At 64.6% G+C, this 25,451-nt stretch carries 21 protein-coding genes and 1 pseudogene; 16 read left to right on the top strand and 6 right to left on the bottom strand.

Going from position 1 to position 25,451, the window contains the following annotated elements:
- Window positions 1-26: 26 nt before the first annotated feature.
- A complete protein-coding gene (locus tag ACQKPZ_RS04365) occupies window positions 27-1,505 on the bottom strand; it encodes an FAD-dependent oxidoreductase (RefSeq protein ID WP_427535766.1) in 1,479 nt (492 codons plus the stop codon).
- A gap of 239 nt (window positions 1,506-1,744) precedes the next feature.
- Between ACQKPZ_RS04365 and ACQKPZ_RS04360 the strand changes: the two genes are divergently transcribed.
- From ACQKPZ_RS04360 to ACQKPZ_RS04350, 3 genes and pseudogenes are all read left to right on the top strand, one after another.
- Window positions 1,745-3,115, top strand: a complete 1,371-nt coding sequence (locus ACQKPZ_RS04360; RefSeq protein ID WP_427535765.1) for an MFS transporter — start codon at window positions 1,745-1,747, stop codon at window positions 3,113-3,115.
- A gap of 164 nt (window positions 3,116-3,279) precedes the next feature.
- Window positions 3,280-4,320: pseudogene (locus tag ACQKPZ_RS04355) on the top strand (aldehyde dehydrogenase family protein); the annotation flags it as partial.
- A 105-nt stretch (window positions 4,321-4,425) separates the two neighbouring features.
- Window positions 4,426-4,743 carry a DUF2388 domain-containing protein gene (locus tag ACQKPZ_RS04350; RefSeq protein WP_391129888.1) on the top strand — a complete coding sequence of 106 codons (318 nt, stop codon included), beginning with the start codon at window positions 4,426-4,428 and terminating at the stop codon, window positions 4,741-4,743.
- Between the two features lie 121 nt (window positions 4,744-4,864).
- Here the strand turns inward: ACQKPZ_RS04350 and glcC are convergent, their stop codons facing one another.
- Window positions 4,865-5,629 carry a transcriptional regulator GlcC gene (glcC, locus tag ACQKPZ_RS04345; protein WP_427535764.1) on the bottom strand — a complete coding sequence of 255 codons (765 nt, stop codon included), beginning with the start codon at window positions 5,627-5,629 and terminating at the stop codon, window positions 4,865-4,867.
- A 194-nt stretch (window positions 5,630-5,823) separates the two neighbouring features.
- Here glcC and glcD point away from each other — a divergent pair, with 194 nt between their 5' ends.
- The 5 genes from glcD to ACQKPZ_RS04320 all read left to right on the top strand — a co-directional run bounded on the left by glcD (window position 5,824) and on the right by ACQKPZ_RS04320 (window position 12,321).
- The gene (gene glcD / locus ACQKPZ_RS04340; protein ID WP_427535763.1) at window positions 5,824-7,323 is read left to right on the top strand and encodes a glycolate oxidase subunit GlcD; all 1,500 of its coding nucleotides are present in this window, start codon (window positions 5,824-5,826) and stop codon (window positions 7,321-7,323) included.
- Window positions 7,323-8,375 carry a glycolate oxidase subunit GlcE gene (glcE, locus tag ACQKPZ_RS04335; RefSeq protein WP_427535761.1) on the top strand — a complete coding sequence of 351 codons (1,053 nt, stop codon included), beginning with the start codon at window positions 7,323-7,325 and terminating at the stop codon, window positions 8,373-8,375. Before glcD ends, glcE begins: the two co-directional genes overlap by 1 nt.
- Window positions 8,376-8,384: 9 nt before the next feature.
- Window positions 8,385-9,620 carry a glycolate oxidase subunit GlcF gene (gene glcF, locus ACQKPZ_RS04330; protein WP_427535759.1) on the top strand — a complete coding sequence of 412 codons (1,236 nt, stop codon included), beginning with the start codon at window positions 8,385-8,387 and terminating at the stop codon, window positions 9,618-9,620.
- Entirely contained in the window at window positions 9,613-10,011 is a 399-nt protein-coding gene (locus ACQKPZ_RS04325) for a heme-binding protein (protein WP_427535757.1), read from the top strand. The genes glcF and ACQKPZ_RS04325 overlap by 8 nt, the downstream gene beginning before the upstream one ends.
- 141 nt (window positions 10,012-10,152) lie before the next feature.
- On the top strand, window positions 10,153-12,321 hold the full coding sequence (locus tag ACQKPZ_RS04320) for a malate synthase G (protein WP_427535755.1): 2,169 nt from the start codon (window positions 10,153-10,155) through the stop codon (window positions 12,319-12,321).
- Between the two features lie 35 nt (window positions 12,322-12,356).
- Here the strand turns inward: ACQKPZ_RS04320 and nfsB are convergent, their stop codons facing one another.
- Window positions 12,357-13,010: an oxygen-insensitive NAD(P)H nitroreductase gene (gene nfsB, locus ACQKPZ_RS04315; RefSeq protein ID WP_427535754.1), complete on the bottom strand. Its 654-nt coding sequence runs from the start codon at window positions 13,008-13,010 to the stop codon at window positions 12,357-12,359.
- A gap of 104 nt (window positions 13,011-13,114) precedes the next feature.
- Between nfsB and ACQKPZ_RS04310 the strand changes: the two genes are divergently transcribed.
- From ACQKPZ_RS04310 to ACQKPZ_RS04300, 3 genes are read left to right on the top strand one after another with little or no spacing between them, the layout of a single operon-like run.
- Window positions 13,115-14,038, top strand: a complete 924-nt coding sequence (locus tag ACQKPZ_RS04310) for a LysR family transcriptional regulator (protein WP_427535752.1) — start codon at window positions 13,115-13,117, stop codon at window positions 14,036-14,038.
- Window positions 14,039-14,086: 48 nt separating this feature from the next.
- Window positions 14,087-14,917, top strand: a complete 831-nt coding sequence (locus ACQKPZ_RS04305) for an AraC family transcriptional regulator (RefSeq protein WP_427535750.1) — start codon at window positions 14,087-14,089, stop codon at window positions 14,915-14,917.
- 50 nt (window positions 14,918-14,967) lie between these two features.
- Window positions 14,968-15,552, top strand: coding sequence for a LysE family translocator (locus tag ACQKPZ_RS04300; RefSeq protein WP_427535748.1), 585 nt, complete (start codon window positions 14,968-14,970; stop codon window positions 15,550-15,552).
- A 120-nt stretch (window positions 15,553-15,672) separates the two neighbouring features.
- On the opposite strand, the gene ACQKPZ_RS04295 is transcribed toward ACQKPZ_RS04300, so the two are convergent.
- Complete coding sequence (locus ACQKPZ_RS04295) at window positions 15,673-16,890, bottom strand: sugar transporter (RefSeq protein WP_427535746.1); 1,218 nt, start codon at window positions 16,888-16,890, stop codon at window positions 15,673-15,675.
- Window positions 16,891-17,095: 205 nt separating this feature from the next.
- Between ACQKPZ_RS04295 and ACQKPZ_RS04290 the strand changes: the two genes are divergently transcribed.
- Entirely contained in the window at window positions 17,096-18,412 is a 1,317-nt protein-coding gene (locus ACQKPZ_RS04290; protein WP_427535744.1) for a hypothetical protein, read from the top strand.
- 141 nt (window positions 18,413-18,553) lie between these two features.
- On the opposite strand, the gene calA is transcribed toward ACQKPZ_RS04290, so the two are convergent.
- Complete coding sequence (gene calA, locus ACQKPZ_RS04285; RefSeq protein ID WP_427535742.1) at window positions 18,554-19,606, bottom strand: vanillin reductase; 1,053 nt, start codon at window positions 19,604-19,606, stop codon at window positions 18,554-18,556.
- Window positions 19,607-19,788: 182 nt separating this feature from the next.
- Between calA and ACQKPZ_RS04280 the strand changes: the two genes are divergently transcribed.
- The 4 genes from ACQKPZ_RS04280 to ACQKPZ_RS04265 all read left to right on the top strand — a co-directional run bounded on the left by ACQKPZ_RS04280 (window position 19,789) and on the right by ACQKPZ_RS04265 (window position 24,777).
- Complete coding sequence (locus ACQKPZ_RS04280) at window positions 19,789-20,694, top strand: AraC family transcriptional regulator N-terminal domain-containing protein (RefSeq protein WP_427535740.1); 906 nt, start codon at window positions 19,789-19,791, stop codon at window positions 20,692-20,694.
- Between the two features lie 79 nt (window positions 20,695-20,773).
- The gene (locus tag ACQKPZ_RS04275) at window positions 20,774-21,280 is read left to right on the top strand and encodes a sigma-70 family RNA polymerase sigma factor (protein WP_427535739.1); all 507 of its coding nucleotides are present in this window, start codon (window positions 20,774-20,776) and stop codon (window positions 21,278-21,280) included.
- Window positions 21,277-22,251, top strand: a complete 975-nt coding sequence (locus tag ACQKPZ_RS04270; RefSeq protein ID WP_427535737.1) for a FecR family protein — start codon at window positions 21,277-21,279, stop codon at window positions 22,249-22,251. The genes ACQKPZ_RS04275 and ACQKPZ_RS04270 overlap by 4 nt, the downstream gene beginning before the upstream one ends.
- A gap of 93 nt (window positions 22,252-22,344) precedes the next feature.
- A complete protein-coding gene (locus ACQKPZ_RS04265) occupies window positions 22,345-24,777 on the top strand; it encodes a TonB-dependent siderophore receptor (protein WP_427535736.1) in 2,433 nt (810 codons plus the stop codon).
- Between the two features lie 3 nt (window positions 24,778-24,780).
- Here ACQKPZ_RS04265 and thpR read toward each other — a convergent pair whose 3' ends face one another.
- On the bottom strand, window positions 24,781-25,326 hold the full coding sequence (gene thpR, locus ACQKPZ_RS04260; RefSeq protein WP_427535734.1) for an RNA 2',3'-cyclic phosphodiesterase: 546 nt from the start codon (window positions 25,324-25,326) through the stop codon (window positions 24,781-24,783).
- Window positions 25,327-25,451 lie beyond the last annotated feature (125 nt).

Here is a 25,451-nt window from a genome sequence, read left to right as displayed (position 1 = left end):
GAACGCATCGTCGGCCCCGCCTACCGCTAGAGCTGCCGATACACCCGCGCTGTATCCTCTTCAAAATGCTGCAGCTCCACCTGCCGCCGGGCCTCCGACCAATCCAGCGCCGCCGCCACCTTATGGGACAATTGCTCTACCCGCTCCCGCCCTAGGTCCGGGTCCAGCCCCCAGGGCAGGCGCCTGCGTACCACATCGACCAAGCGCACCACATGCTCGCGCCGCACCACCGCGGCGATGTCGTCACTGTCGACCCGCCCGCGTTCGAGCATGCCTTCAGGCGCCTTGCCGCGCTTACCCAGCCGCGCCTCCACGCCACGGGCAATCACCCGTGCGGCGTGCCGGTGCAGCATGATGGTCGAACCGGTCAGGGTAAGCAGGCCCGGCTTGCCTGCTGCCTCGCTCAGGCGTACCGGCAAATGCGTGCTGCGGCCATCCAGCGTCGAGGTGGGGCGCACGCCACACCAGCAATGCTGTACATCGTTGCGGGTCAGTTGCAGGTCGGGGAACAGCTGGTTGGCTTCGCTGAGGATGTAGTCGATTTCGCTGTCCTCTACCCGTACGTTGTCCGGGTCGTCATGGAATTCCGATTCGGTCGGCCCTATGAAGTGGAACTCGCGCCAAGGGAACACGTAGTAAGGCTCACCCTTGCTGGAGAACGCCTCCAGGCCCTGGCCGCGATACGCCTCGGGCAGGCGTACCATCACGTTCACGCCCTTGATTCCCAGCACCCTGGGGCCAGCGTCAGCCGCACCCGGCACGCGGTCCACCCAGGGGCCTGCGGCATTGATCACCACCTTGGCAGTTACTCGGGCCTGGCCCTGGCGTTCAGGCGCCTGCTCGTCCAGGGTCAGCCGCCACTGGGCATCATGGCGTTGCAACTGGCTGACGCGGGTGTAGGTCCGCACCGTAGCACCACGCCATTGCGCGTCCAGCGCCGTGTCGACGCAAATGCGCTCGGGCCATGCATACATGTACTCCTCGAACACACCCACCCCGCGCAGCGCCCCACCCAACCCCGCCGCCATGGCGCTGTCGCCTGCCGCCTGTTGCCGGGACTGGCGCCGGTAGGCCAATGGCACCTTCCAGCCGCCCAGTGCCTCTACCAGGCGAAAGCCCATGTCCACCAACCATGGCGGGTAGCGGTCGCCCCGACGGAACGGGTAATGAAAGCGGTGCCGGGTGAGGTGGCCGGGCATGTCCTTGACCAGCTCGGCACGGCAGCGCATCACCTGGCGGGTGTAGCGCAGCCGCTGCCACATGTCCAATGGCCGGAACGGGATCTGCCACAGCGGGTAGCGCGCTGCCAGGTAACCCAGCCCCGAATAGAGCATGCGGCTGGAGCGTGAGGACGTACCGGCGCCGATATCGCCACGGTCCACCAGCAAGGTGCGGAAGTTGCGGGCAGCCAGTTGCCGGGCAGCGGCACAGCCGACCGCACCGGCGCCGATGACCACCACGTCGTAATGGTCGCCATCGAGGGAGTCGAGTGAAGGGCGGGTCATGGTTCGAATTCCAGAGAGTTGTAATTGTGCTGAAAGCCTCAGTACCGGCAAGCCGGTCCCCACACATTAGAAAAGCCTCCGGCACCGACCCTAGAACATCCATGACAACTTGCATAAAGCCTCGGCACACCCGGTCAGCACATCCCATGACTCGTCCGAGCCGTTATAGGGCGCCCTCACAGGCCGGTGCGATAGTGCGGCCACGTTAGTGCAGCGAATAACAACAAGAGGTAAGTCGCATGTCCGTATCCAAACGCTCCGTCGAAGATGCGCCGCTCAACGCATTCCACCGCAAATTGACGGTCTACTCCGCTGGCGGGCCTTTTCTCGATGGCTATGTACTGAGCATCATCGGCGTCGCCATGCTGCAAATCACCAACGCCCTGCAGCTGTCAGCCTTCTGGGAAGGCCTGATCGCCGCATCGGCCTTGATCGGGGTTTTTCTGGGTGGTTTTCTCGGTGGCTGGTTCACCGACAAGTACGGGCGCAAGGTGCTGTACCTGGTCGACCTGATCGCCATCGTCGGTTTCTCGGTGGCGCAGTTCTGGGTGGAGTCGGCCTGGGCACTGTTTGCCTGGCGGCTGCTGATCGGTATCGCGGTAGGCGCCGACTACCCGATTGCCACGTCGCTGCTGGCCGAGTTCCTGCCACGCAAGCAACGCGGCCCACTGCTGGCCGCCATGGTACTGATGTGGTTTGCCGGTGCCGCCGTGGCCTACATGGTCGGCGAACTGCTGCTGCGCGTGGGCGGTGAAGACGGCTGGCGGTATGTGTTGGCCAGCGCCCTGATACCAGGTGCGCTGTTCCTGGTCGCCCGCAGTGGCACACCGGAATCGCCCCGCTGGCTGCTGAGCAAAGGCCGCACCGCCGAAGCCGACGCCGTCATCAAGAAAGTCTATGGGCCCGACTACTCCATTGCCGACCTACCGGAGCAGGCCACCGACAAGCCGGTTTCCGTGTGGTCGCTGTTCCACTCCGGTTACGGCAAGCGCATGGCCTTTGTCACCCTGTTCTGGACCTGCGCCATCGTCCCGCTGTTCGCCATCTACTCGTTTGCCCCCAAAGTGTTGCAGGCACTGCAACTGACCGGTGACTGGGCGGCCTTCGGCTCCATCGCCATCACCTTGCTGTTTACCCTGGGCTGCCTGCTGGCCACCAAGCTGATCAACCGCCTGGGCCGGCGCAACATGCTGATCCACAGCTTCCTGTGGTCGGGCCTGTCGTTGGTCATGCTGGGCGTGTTCCCGGATGCCTCGCCCACGACCATTCTGGTGCTGTTCGGTGCCTATGCCGTGCTGATTGGCGGCGCCCAGGTGCTTGAATACGTCTACCCCAATGAGCTGTTCCCCACCGAAATCCGTGCGTCGGCCGTAGGCCTGGCCACCTCGTTGTCGCGCATCGGCGCAGCCGTGGGCACGTACCTGGTGCCGATTTCCCTGGCCAGCTACGGCATTGCCAACACCATGTTCGCTGCCGCCCTGGTCTCGCTGTTCGGCGCCCTGATTTCCTGGTGGCTGGCCCCTGAAACCAGCAAGCTCGACCTGCAGCAGGCAGCCGCGCTGGGTGCCCATACCAGCACCACCGCCACAGCCAAACCTATTGTTCGTTAAGCCTGAAGGAGCCTGTTCGTGAGCCAAGTACTGACCGTTGTGCGCAATGCCCCCGCCTCGCCGCTGGGTACCCCTGCCCCGGCCCGCCTGCCGATCGGTGAACCCATCGCCCTGGCCGCCAGCGCCCAGGACCAGACCGCCGAAGCTGTTGGCGCCAGCATCGGGATGTGTTCACCCAGCCGCTGGGTGTGGTCGGCATCATCGCCCCGTGGAACTTCCCTATCGCCATCCCGGCGTGGAAGATCGCCCCGGCGCTGTGCTTTGGCAACTGCGTGGTGTTCAAGCCAGCCGAGCTGGTGCCGTCCTCGGCCTGGGCGCTGGCCGAAATCATCTCCCGCTCAGGTTTGCCTGCGGGCGTTTTCAACATGCTGATCGGCCCGGGGCGCAGCGTCGGCGATACACTCATCCGCTCGCCGCTGGTCGATGGCATCAGCTTCACCGGCTCCGAGTACACCGGCCGGCAAATTGCCCGGCTGGCCGCCGAAGGCATGAAGAAAGTGCAACTGGAGATGGGCGGCAAGAACCCACTGATCGTGCTGGACGATGCCGACCTGGAACAGGCGGTGGAAGTGGCCCTGAACGGCTCGTTCTACAGTACCGGCCAGCGCTGCACTGCCAGCTCGCGGGTGATCGTGACACAAGGTATTCACGACGCCTTCGTCGCACGCCTGGCCGAACGTACCTGTGCCTTGAAGGTGGGCGATGCGCTGCAGGCCAGTACCGACATCGGCCCGGTGGTCGACAGCCGGCAACTGGAGCAGAACCTGTCTTATGTAGCCGCAGGTGTTGAACAGGGTGCGAAGCTGGTATGCGGTGGCGAGCGTATCGACAACCAGGCGGGGGCGTATTTCTTTACCCCGGCGCTGTCTACCGGGGTAACGCCGCAGATGCGCATCTACCGGGAAGAAATATTCGGGCCGGTGCTGTGCGTGCTCAAGGTGCGTGACTACGCCGAGGCGTTCGCCGCGGCCGAGGACACGCCGTTCGGCCTGTCCGCTGGCATCGTCACTACCTCGTTGCGCCAGGCCGAGCATTTCAAGCGCAACAGTTCGGCGGGGATGGTGATGGTCAACCTGCCGACAGCCGGCGTGGATTACCACGTGCCATTTGGCGGGAATGGGGCATCGAGCCTGGGTTCGCGCGAGCAAGGCACGCATGCGCGGCAGTTCTTTACCCGGGTCAAAACCACTTACCAGCTGGCTTGATCTTTCCTTTTCGTGAAACCCCCAAGGGAACTACCAGCACCTGCGTGCTTTCTTAACCACTGAGTGGTTTATTCCCTTGGGCTTCACGCTACTGGAGAACACGACATGCGCCACCTACTCATCGCCCCTGCGCTGCTGCTCCTGCTGCCTGCCGGTGCTGCCCTGGCCCGCGTCGATGCGGGCGACGTCGCCACCTCGGCCGGTGTTTCCGCTTCGCTTTACTCGACCTTCAAGGACGATAAACGGATCATCCCGGCCCGTGACGAGCTTTCTGCGTTCGTCGCCAGCGGCGGTGCAATCCGTGGCGCCTATGTGGAGTCTGCGCTGGAACAGGCCCGCAAGGATCACCCTGGGTTGCAGGCCAGTGATGAAGAACTGGCGCAGGCCATTCTGTCCCAGGATGACCGTATAGCCGATCATTGAGGCAGTTCTGTACCGGCCTCTTCGCGGGCTTGCCCGCTCCCACAAGTACTGCACCGCTTTCAAGGGCGGTGCAGCCCCTGTGGGAGCGCGCAAGCCCGCGAAAGGGCCGGCACAGGCAACTTCACCCCCACCCGTCCATGCGCATGGTCGCCCTGACCAACCGCTGCTCTTCCTGCTCGATCTCCCGCAAACTGTCGCGTATGCCGTTGATATGCTCCCGCGCCGCCCGCTGCGCCTGCTCCGGCAGCTGCTCCATCACCGCCTGATACAACCGCGCATGCTGCCGGTCGATCTGGCGCTTCTGCGCTGGCCGGCAATACAGGTTGTTGACCGAGGCAAACACCGTGCTCAGGGTCAGGTCACTGAGCGATTGCAAGGTATGCACCAGCACCGGGTTGTGCGACGCCTCGCTGATTGCCCGATGAAAGGCATGGTCGCGGCGTGCATGCTCGCGGGCATCAAGCGCTTCAGGCGCGTCATGCGCGGCCAGCATCTCTTCGTAGCGCCGGCGAATCAGCAGGCGGTCAACCTCGGTGGCGCGCAGCGCTGCCAGCCGCGCCGACTCGGCCTCCAGCAACGCCCGTACCTCCAGCAAGTCGAACAGCGTGCGCGGCTGCGAACTGAACAGGTGCATCAACGGTGTGCCGCCCGCCTGCCCTGTCAGGTCGGCGACGAACGAACCCCGCCCCTGCTCGGTGTCGATGATCCCGCGCCCGCGCAACACGCGTAGCCCTTCGCGCAGGGCCGAGCGTGAACACCCAAGTTTCTCCACCAGCCGCCGCTCCGACGGCAGCGCCTGCCCCACCTTGAGCACACCGTCGACGATCAGCCGCTCGACCCGCTCGGCCACCTGGTCGGCAACCTTGGCCTTGCCTTCAGCACCCATCATGCCTCCATCACTGGTAGGACCACTTCGACCACTGGCTCCAATCTAGCCGGGTAAAGCCATCAATAACCAGTACCCGGCACAAAAACTGGTAGGACCAGTGCCAGCCGCACTCGACCACAGCCGCCAGCGGGCGCAGGCTGCAACGGTGACCGCTTTGCCAACAACAACAAAAACCGTTGCCGAGTGAGCCGATGAATATCCTGTACGACGAACGCGTCGATGGTGCGCTGCCCGCCATAGACAAGGCAGCCCTGCTGCAGGCGCTGCACAGTGCCCTGCCAGACCTCGAAATCCTGCACCGCGAAGAAGACCTCAAACCCTACGAATGCGATGGCCTGTCGGCCTACCGCACAGTTCCGTTGCTGGTGGTACTGCCCGAGCGCCTGGAACAGGTACAGGCCTTGCTCAAGCTCTGCCACCAGCGCGGGGTGCCGGTGGTGGCGCGGGGTGCCGGCACCGGCCTGTCGGGCGGGGCCCTGCCGCTGGCCAAGGGCATCCTGCTGGTGATGGCGCGCTTCAACCGCATCCTGGAGGTGAACCCGCAGGGTCGCTACGCCCGTGTGCAACCCGGCGTGCGCAACCTGGCCATTTCCCAGGCCGCCGCTCCGCATGGGTTGTACTACGCGCCCGACCCGTCGTCGCAAATTGCCTGTTCCATCGGTGGCAACGTTGCCGAAAACGCAGGGGGGGTGCACTGCCTCAAGTACGGCCTGACCGTGCACAACCTGCTCAAGGTCGACATCCTCACCGTCGAAGGTGAGCACCTGACCTTGGGCAGCGATGCCCTGGACAGCCCCGGCTTCGACCTGCTGGCGCTGTTCACCGGCTCCGAAGGCATGCTCGGCATCGTTACCGAAGTCACCGTGAAACTGTTGCCCAAGCCTCAGGTGGCGCGGGTGCTGCTGGCCAGTTTCGCCAGCGTCGAGGACGCCGGCCGTGCGGTAGCCGAGATCATCGCCGCCGGCATCATTCCCGGTGGCCTGGAGATGATGGACAACCTGGCCATCCGCGCCGCCGAAGACTTCATCCACGCCGGCTACCCGGTGGACGCAGCGGCCATTCTGTTATGCGAGCTGGACGGCGTGGAGGCCGATGTGCATGACGACTGCGAACGGGTAGCCGCCGTGCTGACACAAGCCGGCGCACGCGAAGTGCGGTTGGCCTGCGACGAAGCCGAGCGCGTGCGTTTCTGGGCCGGGCGCAAGAACGCCTTCCCGGCCGTAGGGCGCATCTCCCCGGACTACTACTGCATGGACGGCACCATCCCGCGTCGCGAACTGCCACGGGTACTCAAAGGCATCAGTGACCTGTCTACGGAATATGGACTGCGCGTGGCCAATGTGTTCCATGCCGGCGACGGCAACATGCACCCCCTGATCCTGTTCGACGCCAACCTGCCTGGCGAACTGGAACGTGCCGAAGCCATCGGCGGCAAGATCCTCGAACTGTGCGTGGCGGTGGGCGGCAGCATCACCGGCGAACACGGCGTAGGCCGCGAGAAGATCAACCAGATGTGCGCACAGTTCAACAGCGACGAAATCACCCTGTTCCACGCGGTCAAGGCTGCCTTCGATCCGCAGGGCCTGCTCAACCCCGGCAAGAACATCCCCACCCTGCACCGCTGCGCCGAGTTCGGCGCGCTGCATGTGCACCATGGGCAACTGCCCTTCCCCGAGCTGGAGCGCTTCTGATGAGCATGGACCGCGACAACAGCCAGGCCCTGCTGGAGCAGGTCAGCCAGGCGCTGGAGCAAGGCACGCCGCTGCGTATCCAGGGCAGCAACAGCAAGGCCATGCTCGGCAACCCGGTTGCCGGCGAAGTGCTCGACACCCGCAGCCACCGCGGCATCGTCAGCTACGACCCGACCGAACTGGTGCTTACCGCCCGCGCAGGCACGCCACTGCGCGAGATCGAAGCGGCCCTGCACGAAGCTGGCCAGATGCTGCCCTGCGAGCCACCGCACCTGGGCCCCGAAGCCACCCTGGGCGGCATGGTTGCCGCCGGGTTGTCGGGCCCACGGCGACCATGGGCCGGATCGGTGCGTGACTACGTGCTGGGCACGCGGGTAATCACTGGCCACGGCAAGCTGCTGCGTTTTGGTGGCGAGGTGATGAAGAACGTGGCCGGTTACGACGTATCACGCCTGATGACGGGCAGTTTCGGATGCCTTGGGGTGCTGACCGAGGTGTCATTGAAAGTGCTGCCGCGGCCACGTCAATGCCTGAGCCTGTGCCTGCCGATGGGCCGTCACCAAGCGCTGGCCGAGCTGGCCGAATGGGGCCAGCAGCCCCTGCCAATCAGCGCAGCCTGCCATGGCGACGACGCGCTGTACCTGCGCCTGGAAGGCGGCGAAGGCTCGGTGCAGTCTGCACGCCAGCGCCTGGGGGGTGAAACCCTCGACAGCGGCTTCTGGAGCGACCTGCGCGAGCAGCGCCTGGCGTTCTTCGACGCCCCTGCACCGCTGTGGCGCCTGTCACTGCCCAACGCCACCGGCGAGCTGGACCTGCCCGGCCAGCAACTGATCGACTGGGGCGGTGCGCAGCGCTGGCTCAAGTCAGAAGCACCGGCACAGGCCATTCGTGACCAGGTCGCCAAGGTGGGGGGCCACGCCACCTGCTACGCCCCTGGTTCGGCCAGTCGCCCGCCGCTGGCGGAAGCACTGATGCGCTACCACCGCGCCCTCAAGCAGCAGCTCGACCCCCAGGGCATATTCAACCCTGGCCGCCTGTACCCGGACCTGTGAGGCCAGACCATGCAAACCAACCTGAGCGAAACCTCCAGGCGTCTGCCCCGCGCCGACGAAGCCGAAAGCATCCTGCGGTCCTGCGTGCACTGTGGCTTCTGCACCGCCACCTGCCCCACCTACCAGTTGCTGGGTGACGAACTGGACGGCCCGCGGGGGCGCATCTACCTGATCAAGCAACTGCTCGAAGGCGAACCCGTCACCGCCAGCACCCAACTGCACCTGGACCGCTGCCTGACCTGCCGCAACTGCGAAACCACCTGCCCTTCCGGGGTGAAGTACCACGACCTGCTGGACATCGGCCGCGCCGTGGTTGAACAGCAGGTGCCGCGCCCGCTCGGCCAGCGCCTGCTGCGCCAGGGGCTGCGCGCCGTGGTGCCGCGCCCGGCGCTGTTCAAGGCCCTGACCCGCAGCGGCCAGGCCCTGCGCCCGCTGCTGCCGGCCACGCTCAAACGCAAGCTGCCGGCGCGGGTGAACGCGCCCGGCCAGCGTCCGGCGCCCCGCCATGCACGTCGGGTACTGATGCTGGAAGGCTGCGTACAGCCGGCCCTTTCACCCAATACCAATGCCGCCGCTGCGCGCCTGCTTGACCGCCTGGGCATCAGCGTCGAGCCGGCCCATCAGGCCGGCTGCTGTGGCGCGGTGGACTACCACCTCAATGCCCAGGAACAAGGCCTGCAACGTGCCCGGCGCAATATCGACGCCTGGTGGCCGGCCATCGAGGCAGGTGCCGAGGCGCTCGTGCAAACGGCCAGCGGCTGTGGCGCGTTCGTGAAGGACTACGGCCACCTGCTGGAAAAAGATCCGCTGTACGCAGCCAAGGCCGCACGGGTCAGCGCCCTGTCCCGCGATCTGGTAGAAGTACTGGGCGATGAGCCCGTCGAGCAACTGGGCCTGTGCGCCGAACAACGCCTGGCCTTCCATTGCCCGTGCACCCTGCAACATGCCCTGAAGCTGGGCGGCGCCGTGGAAGCGCTGCTGACGCGCCTGGGCTTTACCCTGACCTCGGTGCCGGACGGCCACCTGTGCTGCGGCTCGGCGGGCACTTATTCGCTGACCCAGCCTGAACTGTCGCTGCAACTGCGTGACAACCGCCTGAACGCGCTGGAAAGCGGAAAACCGCACGTCATCGCTACCGCCAACATTGGCTGCCAGGCCCACCTAGACGGGGCCGGACGCACGCCGGTACGGCACTGGATAGAAATTGTCGAAGCAGCCCTGAACCCGGAGAACACCCATGCATAGCAAGTTCGTGATCGGCCAGGCCGAAGTGGCCCGCGTATTGGCCGCCGCCCGCCAGGAAGCCCTGGCCCGGCAATGGAACGTGACCATCGCCGTGGTCGACGACGGCGGCCACCCCTTGGCCCTGGAACGCATGGATGGCTGTGCGCCGGCCAGTGCTTACATTGCCGTGGAAAAAGCGCGTACCTCTGCGCTAGGCCGCAAGGAAACACGGGATTACGAAGAGATGGTCAATGGTGGCCGTACTGCATTCGTGACCGCTCCGCTGCTGACCAGCCTGGAGGGCGGTGTACCCCTGCGAGTGGAAGGCCAGGTGGTGGGCGCCATTGGCGTGTCCGGGGTCAAGTCCGAGCAGGATGCCCAGGTGGCGAAGGCCGGGGCGGCTGCCCTGTAAATCCTGTGTTGGCTTCTTCGCGGGCTTGCCCGCTCCCACAGGTTCCGAATCCCACGCAGTACGTGTGGGAGCGGGCTTGCCCGCGAAGAGGCCAGCACAGGCAACACCTACCCAGCAGACTGAACACCGAGCGTACAGACAATGCCAAACGAACTTCAGATCGCCCCCATTCTCCAGCGCTTCATCGAAGACGAGGTCCTCCCCGGCACCGGCATCGAAGCCACCCCCTTCTGGCAAGGTTTCAGCACCCTGGTCCACGACCTCGCCCCGCAAAACCGCGCCCTGCTCGCCGAACGCGAGCGCCTGCAGACCGAGCTGGACAGCTGGCACCGCCAGCACCCCGGCCCGATCCACGACATGGCCGCCTACCAGCACTTCCTGCAAGGCATCGGCTACCTGGTCGACACCCCCGCAAACGTGCAAATCAGCACCCGTAACGTCGACCGCGAAATCGCCGTCCAGGCAGGCCCGCAACTGGTCGTACCGTTAAGCAACGCCCGGTACGCACTCAACGCCGCCAATGCCCGCTGGGGTTCACTGTACGACGCGTTGTACGGCACCGATGCCATCGCCGAAACCGACGGTGCCGAGCGCGGCCAGGGCTACAACCCGGTGCGCGGTGCCAAGGTCATTGCCTTTGGCCGCCAGTTCCTCGACGCCAGCACGCCCCTCGACGGTGCCTCGCACCGCGACGCCAGGGCCTATGCAATCAAGAACGGCACACTACAGGTCACCCTTGCCGATGGCAGCCAGGTCGGGTTGCAGAACCCCGGGCAATTACGGGGCCACCAGGGCGACGCTGGCACGCCAACCGCGATCCTGCTTGAGCATCACCACCTGCATTTCGAAATCCAGATCGACCCGGCCAGCCCGATCGGCCAGCAAGACCCGGCCGGGGTCAAGGACATTCTCCTGGAGGCCGCACTGACCACCATCATCGACTGCGAAGACTCGGTAGCCGCCGTGGATGCCAACGACAAGGTCAATGTCTACCGCAACTGGCTGGGGCTGATGAAGGGTGACCTCAGCGAACAGGTCAGCAAGGGCAGTAAAACCTTCAGCCGCACCCTGGCCGCAGACCGCCACTACCTCGGCGCAGACGGCCAGCCCTTGACCCTGCCAGGCCGCTCGCTGCTGTTCATCCGCAACGTCGGCCACCTGATGACCAACCCCGCCATCCACGACCGCGATGGCCGGGAAATCCCCGAAGGTATCCTCGATGCCGTAGTCACCAGCCTGATCGGCCTGCACGACCTCAAACGCCGCGGCAACTCCCGCGAGGGTAGCCTGTACATCGTCAAGCCGAAGATGCACGGGCCGGCCGAAGTGGCCTTCGCCGACCAGCTGTTCGGCCGCGTCGAAGCCTTGCTTGGCCTGCCTGCGCATACCCTGAAGATGGGCATCATGGACGAGGAGCGGCGCACCAGCGTCAACCTCCAGGCCTGTATCGCCAGCGCAGCATCAAGGGTGGTGTTCATCAACACCGGTTTCCTCGACCGCACCGGTGACGAAATGCACACCGCCATGGAGGCCGGCGCCATGTTGCGCAAGGGCGACATGAAAGGCAGTGCGTGGATTCAGGCTTACGAACGCAGCAACGTGCTCGTGGGGCTGGCCTGCGGCATGCGTGGCAAGGCGCAGATCGGCAAGGGCATGTGGGCCATGCCCGACCTGATGGCAGCCATGCTCGAGCAGAAAGTCGCCCAACCCAGGGCAGGTGCCAACACCGCCTGGGTGCCCTCGCCCACTGCCGCAACGCTGCATGCGCTGCATTACCACCAGGTGGACGTGGCAGCCGTGCAGCAGGCGCTGGAACAGGTCGACCTGAATGCCCAGCGCCAGGCGTTGCTGCACGACCTGCTCAGCGTGCCGGTGAGTGCGCAGCGGCCCTGGAGCGCCGACGACATACAGGCCGAGCTGGACAACAATTGCCAGGGCATCCTCGGTTACGTGGTGCGCTGGGTCGAGCAAGGCGTGGGCTGCTCCAAGGTGCCGGACATCCACGATGTCGGCCTGATGGAGGACCGCGCCACCCTGCGAATCTCGGCCCAGCACATTGCAAACTGGCTGCACCATGGTGTGGTGGATGCCGGGCAGGTCGAGGCGACGTTGCAGCGAATGGCGCGGGTGGTGGACCAGCAGAACGCCGGGGATCCCGCGTACCGGCCGATGGCGGCCGGCTTCGAGGCATCGCATGCGTTCCGTGCAGCCCGTGAGCTGGTGCTCAAGGGCCGTGAGCAGCCAAGTGGCTATACCGAGCCGCTGTTACATGGCTGGCGGCTGCGCTTCAAGCAGGAGGTTCAACAGTAAGGGGCGCTTGCACTGGCTTGTGCAAGCCGGCGACCTTACAGGAACGTGAACACCTGCGAGGCCGGCAGGCGCGACTTGTTAAGCCCGGCGTTGAAGTCCGTTTCGGCGCGATAGCCGAGGCAGAGGATCACCACACTGGTAAAGCCACGCTCACGCAGCCCCAGGTCGGCGTCGAGGACCTTGCTATCGAAGCCTTCGATCGGCGTGGCATCCAGGCCATGGGCCGCTGCGCCCAGCAACGCCGTTCCCAAGGCAAGATACGTCTGCTTTTCCATCCAGTGCTGCACGTCCTTGTGGTCATGGCGGTGCAGGTTGACGTAGTGGCGGCGGCTCTGGTTCTGCCCGGCACGCGCCTGCTCATCACGGAACCGGCCATCGGCAGCTTCCTGGTCGAGCACTGCGTTCAAGTGCGCCTCGGTCATTTCGGTGCGAGTGCAGAATACGATCACGTGCGAGGCATCAAGCAGCTTCGGCGTGTTGTAGGCGTAGCCATCCGTGGTGCTCTTGGCCAGGCGAGCCTTGCCTTCGGCACTGTCGGCAACAATGAAGTGCCAAGGCTGGGAGTTGACCGAGGACGGGCTGTGGCGCAGTTGTTCCAGCAGGGCGTCGACAGTGGCCTGGGGAATACGGCGCGAGGCATCGTAGGCTTTGGTGGTGTAGCGGCGCTTGGCCAGGGAGACGGTATCCATGCAACAACTCCAGCATTGAACAGGGGATTTGCCGGGCATCTTATCTTTCCCGCAGAAAAGAAAAAGTGGGAAGATTCAGCAACACTTTCACATCTGGAGTGAAGATGCTGCGCATCACCGACCTTGAACTGTTCGCCCGCAGCAGCGTGCTGGGCAGCTTTACCGCTGCGGCCCATGAAGCAGGCCTGCTGCCTGGCCAGGTAGCCGCCGCGATCAAGCGCCTGGAGCGTGACCTGGACGTGCGCCTGTTTGCCCGCACCACCCGCAGCTTGCGCCTGACCGCCGAAGGCGAGCGCTATTTGCCCACCGCACTGAATGTGCTGGAGAGCTTGCGTCAGGGCCATGAAGACCTGCATGGCAACCCAGGCAAACTGCGGGGTACTTTGCAGGTATCGGCACCCTCCGACATGGGCCGCAACATGCTGCTGCCCTGGCTTAGCGCCTTCCGCCGCGAGCACCCGGCACTGCACCTGCGCTTCTTTCTGTCCGACCAGATTGCCGACCTGAACCGCGACCCCGTGGATGTGGCGATTCGCTATGGCCTCAACCAGGACGCCAACTACATCGCCCTGCCCCTGGCCAGCTGGAACCGCCGGGTGCTGGTGGCCTCCCCCGACTACCTGGCCCGCCACGGCCACCCGCTCACGCCCGAAGCCCTGCAACAGCATGCCTGCCTGCTGTACATGCAGCACAACCGGGTGTACGACAAATGGCAGGTGGGCAACCGTACCGTACAGGTCAGCGGGCCCCTGATCAGCGACGATGCCGATGTAATCCGCCGCCTGGCCCTGCAAGGTGAAGGCATCGTCTACAAATCCTGGCTGGACGTCAGCGCCAACATTGCCGCTGGCGAACTGGAGATCATCCTGCCCGAATACCTCGGCGAATCCGTGCCGGTTACGTTGGTGTGCCCACACCGCAAGCAACTCTCGCCTGCGGTATCGCAACTGCATCTGTGGCTGCGCGAGCGCTTCGAGGGCCTGCACAGCCGGGCGCTGACCAACGGCTGCACAATCGTTCCAGACTGAGCCGGGCCGTTACGCTAAGGTAGGCATTTGCGCCTACGGTACACGTTCATGAGCAACTGGATCGACCTCAAGCAAGACGCCGACACCGGCATCGAGTCGGTCCGTGCACATTTCGTCGGGCATGCCTACGACCCGCACTGGCACGACAGCTTTCTGGTTGGCGTGACCGAACAGGGCGTGCAGCAGTTCGATTGCCGGCGCGTACGCCACCGCAGCACGCCGGGGCACGTATTCCTGCTGGAACCTGGCGAAATACACAACGGCCATGCCCCCACCGAGGACGGTTTCACCTATTCCACCCTTTACCTGGAACCGGCCTGGGTAGACAGCCAACTGCGGGCACTTTTCGAACATGCACCGGGCGACAGCCTGCCCAGCTTTGCCGATACCCTGTGCCACGACGAACGCCTGGCGCGGGCCACCGCCCTCTCCTTCCAGGCCGTGCACAGCCAGGACTTGCGTATCGTCCGGCAAACGGCCATGGACGACCTGCTGGCCTGCCTGACCCGCCACCTGCACTGGCGCCGCCGCGTCAACCCCGACCCGCGCCTGCCGCTGACCGCGCAGCGGGCACGTGACTACCTGCACGCCAACCTGGAGCGCGACATTGGCCTGGAAGACCTGGCACAGGCGTGTGGCATCGACCGCTTCCGCCTGACCCGCGCCTTCAAGGCCGCGTTCGGCCTGGCGCCGCATGCCTACCTGATCCAGCTGCGCCTGGCGCGGGCCCGGCGCCTGCTCGCCCGGGGCCAGACACCTGCCGAAGTGGCCATGACCTTGGGCTTTGCCGATCAAAGCCACCTGGGGCGCTGGTTCCGCCGCGCCTATCAGCTGACGCCGGCCGACTACCGCAGGCGCTGCTCAAACCTTCCAGACTGAACGCCTGCCAGGGGCGAGCATGGTGCTTCGATATCCCGGAGCCCTGAACCATGTCGCAGTCGTTGTTACCCTTCATTCTGTTCGCCCTGGTGTCCAGCATAAGCCCGGGGCCGACCAACCTGTTGGTCCTGGCCCATGGTGCACGCGTGGGGCTACGTGCGAGCCTGGCACCGATCGTGGCGGCCTGTGGCGCGGCGGCGGGGATTGTGCTGGTGGTCGGCCTGGGGCTGGGTGAGCTGCTGTTGCGCCACCCCATGGCTCAACAGTTGATGAGCTGGGCCGGGGTGTTATGGCTGAGCTGGCTGGCGTGGAAAATGCTGCGCAGTGCTGCCGCACCGCTGCAGGCGGCTACCGCGCAAGGGTTCAGTGCGGTCAGCGCAGCCTCGTTGCAGGTAGTGAACCCCAAGGTGTGGCTGATGGCCGTGGCGGTGGTCGGGGTGTTTGCCGCACCGACGCTGCCGGTGTGGCAGCTGGCGCTGGTGTTCTTGCTGATTGCCCTGCCGAGCATGACGGCTTGGGCGATGCTGGGGGTGGGTAGCGCCCGGTGGTTACAGACGCCGAGGCGGTTGCAGGTGTTCAACCAGGTGTTGGCGGGGGTGTTGCTGGTGTCTGCTTGGGCTGCCGTGCTGGCTTGAGCCTTTAGTTGCCAATACCGGCCTCTTCGCGGGCAAGCCCGCTCCCACAGGTACTGCATCACCCTCAAGAGCGATGCATGACCTGTGGGAGCGGGCTTGCCCGCGAAGAGGCCGGCACTGTCATTCAGAGGCCTTGAGGCCGCCCCCCAGTGCCTCACGGAAGCGCCGGGTGCTGGCCACCGCCAGCACCAACCCGACCACCGCCACGCTACCGCCCACCAGGCCGATATCCGCCACGTCCATCTGGCTGCTGACGATACTGCCCAGCAGCGCACCACCGCCAATCCCAATGTTGTAGATGCCCGAGAACAACGCCATGGCCACGTCGGTGGCATCGGATGCCAGCTTCAAGGTCTTGGACTGCAGCGACAGGCTGAAGCTGAGAATCGCCACGCCCCAGAACATGCTCAGCACCGCGAACGCATAGAAGTTGCCCGACAGCGGCAGCAGCAACAGCAGGCACAGCGCCAACAGGCCAATCGAACCCACCAGGAACCCATGGGGGAAGCGGTCGCTGTAGCGGCTGAACAGCAACGAACCGAATACCCCGGCGCCACCAAACAGCAACAAGAGCAGCGTGGTGCGCTCACCGCCGATCTGCGCCACATGCAGGGCGAACGGTTCGATGTAGCTGTAGGCGGTGAACTGCGCGGTAATCACCAGCGTCACCAGCACATAGGTGATGACCAGCGCCGGGCGCTTGAACAGGATCGGCAGGCTGCGCAGCGAGCCGGAGTTCTGGCTGGGTAGCAGTGGCAGCGACTTCATCAGGCACAGCATGGTGGCCAACGCCACGCCGGCAATACTCAGGAACGTGATGCGCCAGCCCAGCGCTTCGCCCACCACACGCCCCAGCGGAATGCCCAAGACCATGGCCAGGGTGGTGCCGGTGGCCAGCAAGCCCAACGCCTTGGCCTGCTGCCCGGGTGGCGCCACACGCACCGCCAGCGAGGCGGTGATCGCCCAGAACACCGCATGCGACAAGGCAATGCCGATACGGCTGACCAGCAACATGGCAAAGCTCTGCGACAGCCACGACAGCACGTGGCTGACAATGAACACCAGGAACACGAACAACAGCAGCCGCCGCCGTTCAATGTTGCGGGTCAGCAGCATCATCGGCAGCGAAGCCAGCGCCACGACCCAGGCATAGATAGTCAGCATCAGGCCGACCTGGGCGGTGGTCATGTCGAAGCTGCGGCCAATATCACTCAATAACGCCACCGGAACGAACTCGGTGGTATTGAAGATAAAAGCCGCCAGGGCCAGGGCGATGACGCTCAGCCAGCTACCAGTGCCCGTGGTGGGTGGTACATGGGTGGGTATGGGTCCGTTCATGGCTGGAAACTGCTTCTCCGCAGGCAAGGCAACAGGTCGCACGCCAGCCACCCGCTTGCAGGGCTGCCGATGTGCGCTTTGTTATTGATAGGAATGCCCGGCATGGTACGCGTCAAGCCAGAGCCTCACAACCGCGAGGCAGGCAGAAGGAGTACCATGCGCGCTTTGCTTGAAACGCGTGTGCAACAAGGAGCCCGATTCGCTCATGGACAAGCAGCACCCCCAGCAACAGTGGCGGCAGGCGGTAACCGCCTATGCCCAGGCCGTCAACGACTATGTCGCGCAGAGCCGTGCGCAAGGCTGGGACAACCTCGAAGAGCCGCAAGTACCCGCCACCGGGCACCTGCTCGACGCCTGGCTGGCAGCCCTGCAGGCAGCCAATCGCCCTGGCGCCGACGAACAGCAGCGCCAAGCCTTCCGCGAGGCCTGGCCACCTGCACATCACCCCTTGATACCGTTGCTCGATGACCACGGCCAGGGAATCGGCAAAATCCTGCTGCTGGACGATGGCAGCCTGCTGGCCCGCATCGGCATGCCCGGCGACAAGGGCCAGGTCGTGCGTATCGACCACCATGGGGTAACCCCGGTCATCGGCATCGAGCACTTTGGCCGTTGCCCGGCGCGCCGCTACTTTGCCCTGGCCAATGCCGAGGGCGTGCGGGTGACCGATGGCTGGGGCGGCCCGCAGGTGCAGCGCCTGGCTTGGCCCACCGGGCTGGAAGGGTTGCCAGCGGGGTACCCGTTCGAGCCATTCGACCTGCCGCCCACGCCGACCGCGCTGATCCCCTTCCCGGACGGCCAGCGGGTGCTGCTGGTCAGTGCGGAGGGTATTTTTGTACTGACCGCTGAGGGCGCAATTCGCCTTCTGCCGCATCAAACGCGGGTGCTCGATGAGCTGGCCGAAGGTACCGAGCCGGAAGACATCAGCCTGGGGCTGAGCATGGAGCATGGTGCAGTGTCGGCGGACGGCCGCCTGATCGTGGTGGGTGAGCAAGGCAGCCGGCACCTGGTACTGGACGACCAGTACAGGCTGGTGGCTGAAATCGGTCCCGGCAGCGAGTACCCCCACTTTGCGCTGTTCAACAGTGCCGGTGACCAATTGATCCTCAATGCCTGCCACTTCTACGGCGGGGCCACGCTGGCGGTAAGCGTGGCGGACTTGCCCGGGTTGTACACCGACTACTACAGCCAGGACCCGCGCACTCCGCTGGTGCAGGATGGCGCTCGGGTGTATGCCGGTGTGGCGCGCGATGGCGAGTACATTGTGGGTGACGCCTACGGCTACCTGAGGGCGTTTGGCGAGGACGGCACCGAGCATTGGCAGCATTATCTGGGGTCGACCATCAGTGCCATGGACATCAGCGCCGACGGGCAAACGCTGATAGCGGCGAGCCATGCAGGGATTGTGTCGGTGATTGCACTGGGGAGCGGGCGGCCGGAGTGGCAGATCGGCACCGGGGCGCATGGCGAGGTGCGGCGGTGGTTGTTCTGGAAGGGCTGGGACAAGGCGATGGCCTGGTAAAAGGTCCAGCAACTTTGTTGTCTGTACCGGCCTCTTCGCGGGCTTGCCCGCTCCCACAGGGACCGCAGCAACTTCGAAAGCGGTGCAGTAACTGTGGGAGCGGGCAAGCCCGCGAAGAGGCCAGTGCAGGCAACCGACCAATCAGCCTTGTAGCGTGGCCATGTCGATCACGAACCGGTACTTCACATCACCGGCAATCATCCGCTCATAGGCCTGGTTGATATTGCGAATGTCCAGCAGTTCGATATCGCAACGGATGCCGTGCTCGGCACAGAAGTCCAGCACTTCCTGGGTCTCGGCAATGCCCCCGATCAACGACCCCGCCAGCACCCGGCGCTTCATCACCAGGTTGGCCGCATGCACTGGCGGATCAATCGGTTCGATCAGGCCGACCAGGATGTGCACGCCATCGAACTTCAGCGTTTCCAGGTACGGGTTAAGGTCGTGCTGCACCGGGATGGTGTCGAGCAGGAAATCGAAGCGGCCGGCAGCAGCGCGCATCTGTTCGGCATCGGTGGACACGATCACATGGTCAGCCCCCTGGCGGCGGGCTTCTTCGGCCTTGGCCTGCGAGCGGGTGAACAAGGTCACTTCGGCACCCAAGGCCTTGGCCAGCTTGATGCCCATGTGACCCAGCCCGCCCATGCCGAGGATGCCGACCTTGTGGCCCGGGCCCACGCCGTGGTGCTTGAGTGGCGAATAGGTGGTAATGCCGGCGCACAGGATAGGCGCGGCGCTGGGCAGGTCCATGCCGGCCGGGATGCGCAGCACGAAGTGCTCGCTGACCACGATGCTGCTGGAGTAACCGCCCATGGTGTTGCTGCCGTCGACCCGGTCCGGGGTGGCGTAGGTCATGGTCGGGCCTTCCAGGCAGTACTGCTCAAGGTCCTTGGCGCAGGCCTCGCAGTGGCGGCATGAATCGACCATGCAGCCGACACCGACCAGGTCACCGACCTTGTGCCCGGTGACCTGGTCGCCCACCGCCGTAACCCGGCCGATGATCTCGTGGCCAGGCATCAGCGGATACACGGCAATGCCCCATTCGTTGCGTGCCTGGTGGATGTCGGAGTGGCACACGCCGCAGTAGAGGATCTCGATGGCGACATCGTCCGGGCGCGGGCTGCGGCGCTCGAAGGTCATGGGGGCCAAGGGGCTGGTGGGGGTTTGGGCGGCGTAACCGATCGCGGTGTACATGCAGGGCCTCGCTGTGAAGTGAAACGATTCAGGCGGCGCATTCTGCGCGCCCAACTGCGTTACGCCCACGGCTGATTCTCCGGCATCCATGCCTGATTCTCCGAACATGCCACCCAGCGCCTGGCACCCAGCCGCCAATCTGCGATGATTAAGCTGTCTGATTCTCTGCCACCTGGTCCGCCATGCAACTGACCCGCCACGTCGACGCCAATGCGCCGCTTTGCGCGCTAATCCGCAGCCTTGCCACGCGCCCAGGCTTCGTACCCACGCACCTGCCTCAGGTACAGGTGCTGAGCTGGGACCACTATGTAGCCAGCAGCCCGCAGATCTACGAGCCCAGCCTGATGATCCTGGCCCAGGGCAGCAAACTGGCGCGCCTGGGGCCGCGCACCCTGGAGTACGGCGCCGGGCATTACCTGGTGCAGGCCTTGTCGGTGCCATTCATGTGCGAAACCTTCGCCACCCCTGACGCGCCATTGCTGGGCGTGGCAGTGGACATCGACCGTGGCGTGCTGGCTGAACTGGTGCAAAGCATGGACCTGGCGCCAGAAGCTGCAGTGCAGGCACAAACACCGCAGTCGATGACCTCGGCAGCACTGGATGCCCCCATGCGCGACAGCGTTGAACGGCTGCTGCACTGCTTGCAGCACCCGCTGGACGCCAAGGTGCTGGGCCCGGCGCGTGTACGCGAGGTGCTGTATACCGCGCTACGCGGCCCGCAGGCCGGCGTGTTGCTGGCACTGGTGGAACAACAGGGGCACTTCGCCCGCATCGGCGCCGCCCTCGCCCACCTGCGTGCGCATTACGCCGAGCCGCTGAGCGTAGAAGCACTGGCCGCGCGGGCCAACATGAGCGTTTCGACCTTTCATGAGCACTTCAAGCGCTGCACCGACATGGCGCCGATGCAGTACCTGAAGCGCTTGCGGCTACTCAAGGCGCAGCAGATGCTGATCGGCGAAGGCCTGGGGGTGGCACAGGCTGCACACCGGGTGGGCTACCAGAGCACATCGCAGTTCAGCCGCGAGTACAAGCGCCAGTTCGAGCGCAGCCCGGGGGATGAATTGCCGTATCAGAGCCTGCCGGTTTAATTGGGTGGCCCCGTTGCAGGAAATCAGACGACCCGGCTACCATTGAGAACGATTCACACTCACAACCGGAAGCCAGGCGTTGGACAGCATATCGAGCCGTAAGCTGGGCTTTTTCTTCAGCGACCACCATCGCTGGTTGCTCCAGCACATCCACAAACGCCTGCGCAACCACGCAGACGCCGAGGACACCGCCGCCGAAACGTTCTGCCAGATGCTCGGTGCACGTGTCGACCCAGACAGCATTCAGCAGCCGCGCGCCTACCTCACCATCATCGCTCGCCGGCTGATCTTCGACCGCTATCGCCGCCGCCAGCTGGAGCAAGCCTATCTGGAACACCTGGCGCGGCTGCCGGAGGCCGTAGCGCCCTCGGCAGAGGAGCAACTGCTGCTGATCGAGGCCCTGGTGACCATCGATCAGGCTCTGGACGGCTTGCCAGCCGTGGTCAAAGCCACCTTCCTCTATAGCCAGCTCGACGGCATGCACTACGCCGACATTGCCGCAAAGCTGAAGATCAGCGAGCGTTCTGTAAGCCGCTACATGAAACAGGCGCTGGGCCAATGCTACCTGTGCGAAGTGCAGGCATGAGCAGGCCAGCCCTCGACCGGGTCAGCGAGCAGGCCATCGACTGGATGGTCGAGCTCAGGTCCGCCACGCCCGACCCAGCGCTGCTGCAACGGGTCAGGCTGTGGTTGCAGCAGGACCCTGCTCACCAACAGGCCTGGAGCCGCCTGGAACAACGCCTTGGCCAGCCGTTCGCCGCGTTGCACGCGCTGGATCAGCGGGCCCCCGGCCAAGCCGCAGAGGCACGCCGATTGCTGATGCAACCTACCCGCTCACGGCGTGACGTACTGGGCGCCATGGCCAGCCTCGGGCTGTTCGGCGCAGCGTTGTGGGGTGGGTGGCGCAGCGACACCACCCAAGGCTGGCTGGCCGACTTGCACACAGGCCGTGGCGAGCGACGCACCTTTACCTTGGCAGACGGCAGCCGCTTGAGCCTGAACAGTGCCAGTGCTGTCGACGTGCAGTTCGATGCCGGGCAGCGGCTGCTGGTGCTTCGCCATGGCGAGTTGCTGATCCAGGTGGCGCGCGATCCACTACGCCCCTTGCGCGTTCGCACCGCGCAAGGGCAGGTCCAGGCATTGGGGACACGTTTTCTGGTCAGCCAGGAGCAGGACGCCACCCGGGTGGTGGTGCTGGAGCACAGTGTCCGCGCCAGCCTCGCCGATGGGCAGTGGGCCGAGCTGCAACAAGGCCAGGCTGCCCTGCTGCGCAGTAATGCCATTGAGCGGCTGACGGGCGAGCAACAGCAACGTGCTGCCTGGCTGGAGGGCCGCCTGGAGGTGCTCGACGAGCCCCTGCATGTGGTGGTGGACGCGCTGCGCCCCTACCAGCGTGGCTACATTCGGCTAGCCCCCGCAGTCCGCGACCTGCGGGTACAAGGCGTGTTCCCCCTGGACCAGCCACATCAAGCGTTGAAGGCGTTGGCCGAAGCCCTGCCAATCAGCGTTGAGCGCTATGGCCCGTGGCTGATGCTGATCGACCTGAAAACCGCTTGATCAAAATATTTATCAACATCATTCGCAGTCGTGGCAAGTTTTTCGGGTTCGTCCCACATACCTCCTGACAGCCACTTCATTCGGGAGTAATCCGTGTACAACCCCTTGCCCCGCGCCCTGCCGCTGGTCGTTGCCCTGGCCAGCTTCAACGTACTTGCCCAGGCGCAGACCCAGATGTTCGACCTGCCACCCGCCAGCCTGGCCCACACGCTCAACCGCATCGCCAGCCAGAGCGGCCACATCATTGCGCTGGAGCCTGAACTGGTGCGCGGCAAGCAGGCGCCTGCCGTGGTCGGCCAGATGAGTGCCGAGCAGGCCATGCAAGCCGCACTGGCCGGTAGCGGCTTGCAGTTGCGGGTTTCTGCCGAAGGCCATTTCAGTGTGGCTCCCGGCAACCTGGGCAGCGACGTCATGGAGCTGGGCAGCACCAACATCACCGACAACTATATGGGTGCGACCAGCGAAGGCACGGGCTCGTATGCCGCGCGCGCCGTTACCCTGGGCAAAGGCAGACACACGCTCAAGGAGATACCGCAGTCGGTCACCGTCATCACCCGCAAGCAACTGGATGACCAGGGCATTACCGACTTGCAGGACGCGCTCAACCACACCACCGGTATTGTGGGTGCACAGGGCATTGGCCCGGGCGTGGTGGTGACCTCGCGTGGTTTCCAGATTGATGACTGGCAGTACGACGGTGTGCCGATTCAGCGAAGCAATTATTCGCTGGGCAACTGGGCAACCCAGGACCTGGTGTTCTTCGACCGCGTGGAGGTGCTGCGCGGTGCCTCTGGCCTGCTACAAGGCACCGGCAGCCCGGGTGGGGCGATCAACCTGGTGCGCAAGCGTGGCCAGGCGGCGCCGACCGTTACGCTGACAGGCAAGGCTGGTTCCTGGGACCACTATGGTCTGCAACTCGATGCTGGCGGCCCGCTGACGAGCGACGGCCGGGTGCGCGGGCGGGTAGTCGCTGACGAAGACCAGAGTGACAGCTTCATCGACTACGTCTGGACAAAAAACCATTCGTTGTATGGTGCGCTCGACATCGACCTGAACGATGCAACCACAGTAGGCGGCGGTATCAGCTACAGCCGTCAGCAGTCCCGGCCGATGCTGCGCGGCATCCCGCGCTATGCCACCGGCCAGGCAGTGGACCTGCCACGTTCGACCTACACCGGCGCACGCTGGAGCCGCGCAGAAAACGATGTCACTACTTACTATCTGGACCTTGAACACCGCTTCAACGATGACTGGACGTTCAAGGCCGCAGCCGTTCGCATGGATGAAGTTAACACGTCCACTCACCAGCGCGTCCAGAGCACCGGGGTCGGGGTTCAACCAGACGGCAGCGGCATCACCTACGCCGACTGGCTTACCGATTTTCACTCGACCAAACTGGGCCTGGACATGAACGTGGTGGGCCACTTCGACACGGGCCCGCTGGCCCATGAAATCACCGTGGGCGGCAACTATGCCAAGCTGACATCGGATGACGCCTACTGGCGCAATTTCGACGCGGGCGGCAACATCTTCGACATCGACCATGACCGCCCAGAGCCCAGCCGTGACAGTGTGTTCGACGGCAACCTGGCGCGCTCCAACCGGGCCAGCTACGACATTCGCCAAAAAGGCCTGTACGGCGCCTGGCGCGTCAAACCTACCCAGGACCTGACGTTGATCCTTGGTTCGCGTGTCAGTTGGTTCGACTACCGCTGGGACTCGATCGACTTCAACAGCCTGACCGACCCGGGTACCCGCTATCCAACCAGCCGCATGACTGAATCGGGCGAAGTCACCCCTTATGCCGGCTTCATCTATGATTTGACCCGCGAATGGGCCTGGTACGCCAGCTATACCGATGTGTTCGTGCCACAAACAGAACGCGCGGTGGGTAACACGCCGCTCAAACCGGTCATCGGCAGCAACTATGAAACCGGCCTGAAGGGTGAGCTGCTCGACGGCCGGGTCAACGCCTCGATTGCCCTGTTCCGCTATGACCAGGAAAACCGTGCCGTCACCGATGTGGCCTCGGGCTTCGCCTGCGATGACTGGTATTGCTCTACCGCAGCGGGCAAGGTGCGCAGCCAGGGTGTCGAAGCCGAAATCAGCGGCGAAGTGCTCAGTGGCCTGCAACTGTTCGCAGGCTACACCTACAACACCACCAAGTTCCTCGATGACCCCGATAACAAAGGCCGTACATTCAGCCAGTGGACACCCAAGCACATGCTGCGCGCATGGGCCGATTACACCCTGCCGCTGGACGGCCAGCGCTGGAGCACAGGCCTCGGCTTTACCACCCAGAGCCACACGCTGGGTTACGAACGCACTTACACCGTGCCTGGCTACACCGTGTGGAGCGCACGCCTGGCCTATCAGTTGACCCCGGAAGTGAACGTTGCCGTCAACGCCAACAACCTGTTCGACAAGAAGTACTGGGTCGCCGGCTTCAACCAGCTCAATGGCAGCAACAACTATGGCGACCCACGCAACTTCATGCTGACGGTCAAGTACACCCCGACATTCTGACGGTCAGTCTGCCAGTGGCCACTGCGCCAAGGGCCAGTAAGCGCCCTTGCGCGACTCGTAGAGCGTGAAGTGGCGCGCAGTGAGGTAGAAGTCCGGCGCGCTACTGGCCTCGGGCGGTTGCCCGCGGTAATCCCTGGACAGCGTCAGATGCGGCCGATACTCACGGTTGGCCGCTTCCACCCCCAACGGCAGCAATACCTGCTGCAACCCGTAGACCAGGTGCAACAGGGCCGGCGGCACCTGCTGTGCCTCCAGCACCAGGGCGCTGGCGCGCTGCCACACCTGCAAACGGTCGAGCAACAGCCTTGGTGCCGTGGCCGGCAGCGCCAATTGGTCGACCGCCGCGCAGATGGCCGGTACCTGGGCGGCATCCACATCGCCGAGGAACAGCAGCGTGACATGGAAGTTGGCTGCCGGCACCGGCTTGCCGCTGCGCAGGTTCAGGCCCCGTCGCCACTGGGCCAGGGCACGCCGCTGGGCATCGCTGACTGGCAAGGCGAAGAACAGCCGTTTGAACGGGCTACCGCTGGGGCGTGTATCCTGAACCATACAATTTCCCTGACATGAAACGTTTGCGCATGACTGTAGGGCATTACACCAATGTCGCCCCACCGTTTCGTAACAATAAGTACAAAGTACCCCCATGATTGTTTATGCTGGCGGGCTTATGCCAT

The organism is Pseudomonas sp. NPDC089547 (assembly GCF_050280665.1).
GTDB lineage: Bacteria > Pseudomonadota > Gammaproteobacteria > Pseudomonadales > Pseudomonadaceae > Aquipseudomonas.
The sequence above is the reverse complement of the archived record's forward strand: the minus strand, read 5'-3'. Positions and strand labels throughout refer to the sequence as shown.

Coding starts and splice junctions, on each gene's coding strand:
- ACQKPZ_RS04365 (WP_427535766.1), bottom strand. CDS start 1,505: ATGACCCGCCCTTCACTCGACTCCCTCGATGGCGACCATTACGACGTG.
- ACQKPZ_RS04360 (WP_427535765.1), top strand. CDS start 1,745: ATGTCCGTATCCAAACGCTCCGTCGAAGATGCGCCGCTCAACGCATTC.
- ACQKPZ_RS04350 (WP_391129888.1), top strand. CDS start 4,426: ATGCGCCACCTACTCATCGCCCCTGCGCTGCTGCTCCTGCTGCCTGCC.
- glcC (WP_427535764.1), bottom strand. CDS start 5,629: ATGGGTGCTGAAGGCAAGGCCAAGGTTGCCGACCAGGTGGCCGAGCGG.
- glcD (WP_427535763.1), top strand. CDS start 5,824: ATGAATATCCTGTACGACGAACGCGTCGATGGTGCGCTGCCCGCCATA.
- glcE (WP_427535761.1), top strand. CDS start 7,323: ATGAGCATGGACCGCGACAACAGCCAGGCCCTGCTGGAGCAGGTCAGC.
- glcF (WP_427535759.1), top strand. CDS start 8,385: ATGCAAACCAACCTGAGCGAAACCTCCAGGCGTCTGCCCCGCGCCGAC.
- ACQKPZ_RS04325 (WP_427535757.1), top strand. CDS start 9,613: ATGCATAGCAAGTTCGTGATCGGCCAGGCCGAAGTGGCCCGCGTATTG.
- ACQKPZ_RS04320 (WP_427535755.1), top strand. CDS start 10,153: ATGCCAAACGAACTTCAGATCGCCCCCATTCTCCAGCGCTTCATCGAA.
- nfsB (WP_427535754.1), bottom strand. CDS start 13,010: ATGGATACCGTCTCCCTGGCCAAGCGCCGCTACACCACCAAAGCCTAC.
- ACQKPZ_RS04310 (WP_427535752.1), top strand. CDS start 13,115: ATGCTGCGCATCACCGACCTTGAACTGTTCGCCCGCAGCAGCGTGCTG.
- ACQKPZ_RS04305 (WP_427535750.1), top strand. CDS start 14,087: ATGAGCAACTGGATCGACCTCAAGCAAGACGCCGACACCGGCATCGAG.
- ACQKPZ_RS04300 (WP_427535748.1), top strand. CDS start 14,968: ATGTCGCAGTCGTTGTTACCCTTCATTCTGTTCGCCCTGGTGTCCAGC.
- ACQKPZ_RS04295 (WP_427535746.1), bottom strand. CDS start 16,890: ATGAACGGACCCATACCCACCCATGTACCACCCACCACGGGCACTGGT.
- ACQKPZ_RS04290 (WP_427535744.1), top strand. CDS start 17,096: ATGGACAAGCAGCACCCCCAGCAACAGTGGCGGCAGGCGGTAACCGCC.
- calA (WP_427535742.1), bottom strand. CDS start 19,606: ATGTACACCGCGATCGGTTACGCCGCCCAAACCCCCACCAGCCCCTTG.
- ACQKPZ_RS04280 (WP_427535740.1), top strand. CDS start 19,789: ATGCAACTGACCCGCCACGTCGACGCCAATGCGCCGCTTTGCGCGCTA.
- ACQKPZ_RS04270 (WP_427535737.1), top strand. CDS start 21,277: ATGAGCAGGCCAGCCCTCGACCGGGTCAGCGAGCAGGCCATCGACTGG.
- thpR (WP_427535734.1), bottom strand. CDS start 25,326: ATGGTTCAGGATACACGCCCCAGCGGTAGCCCGTTCAAACGGCTGTTC.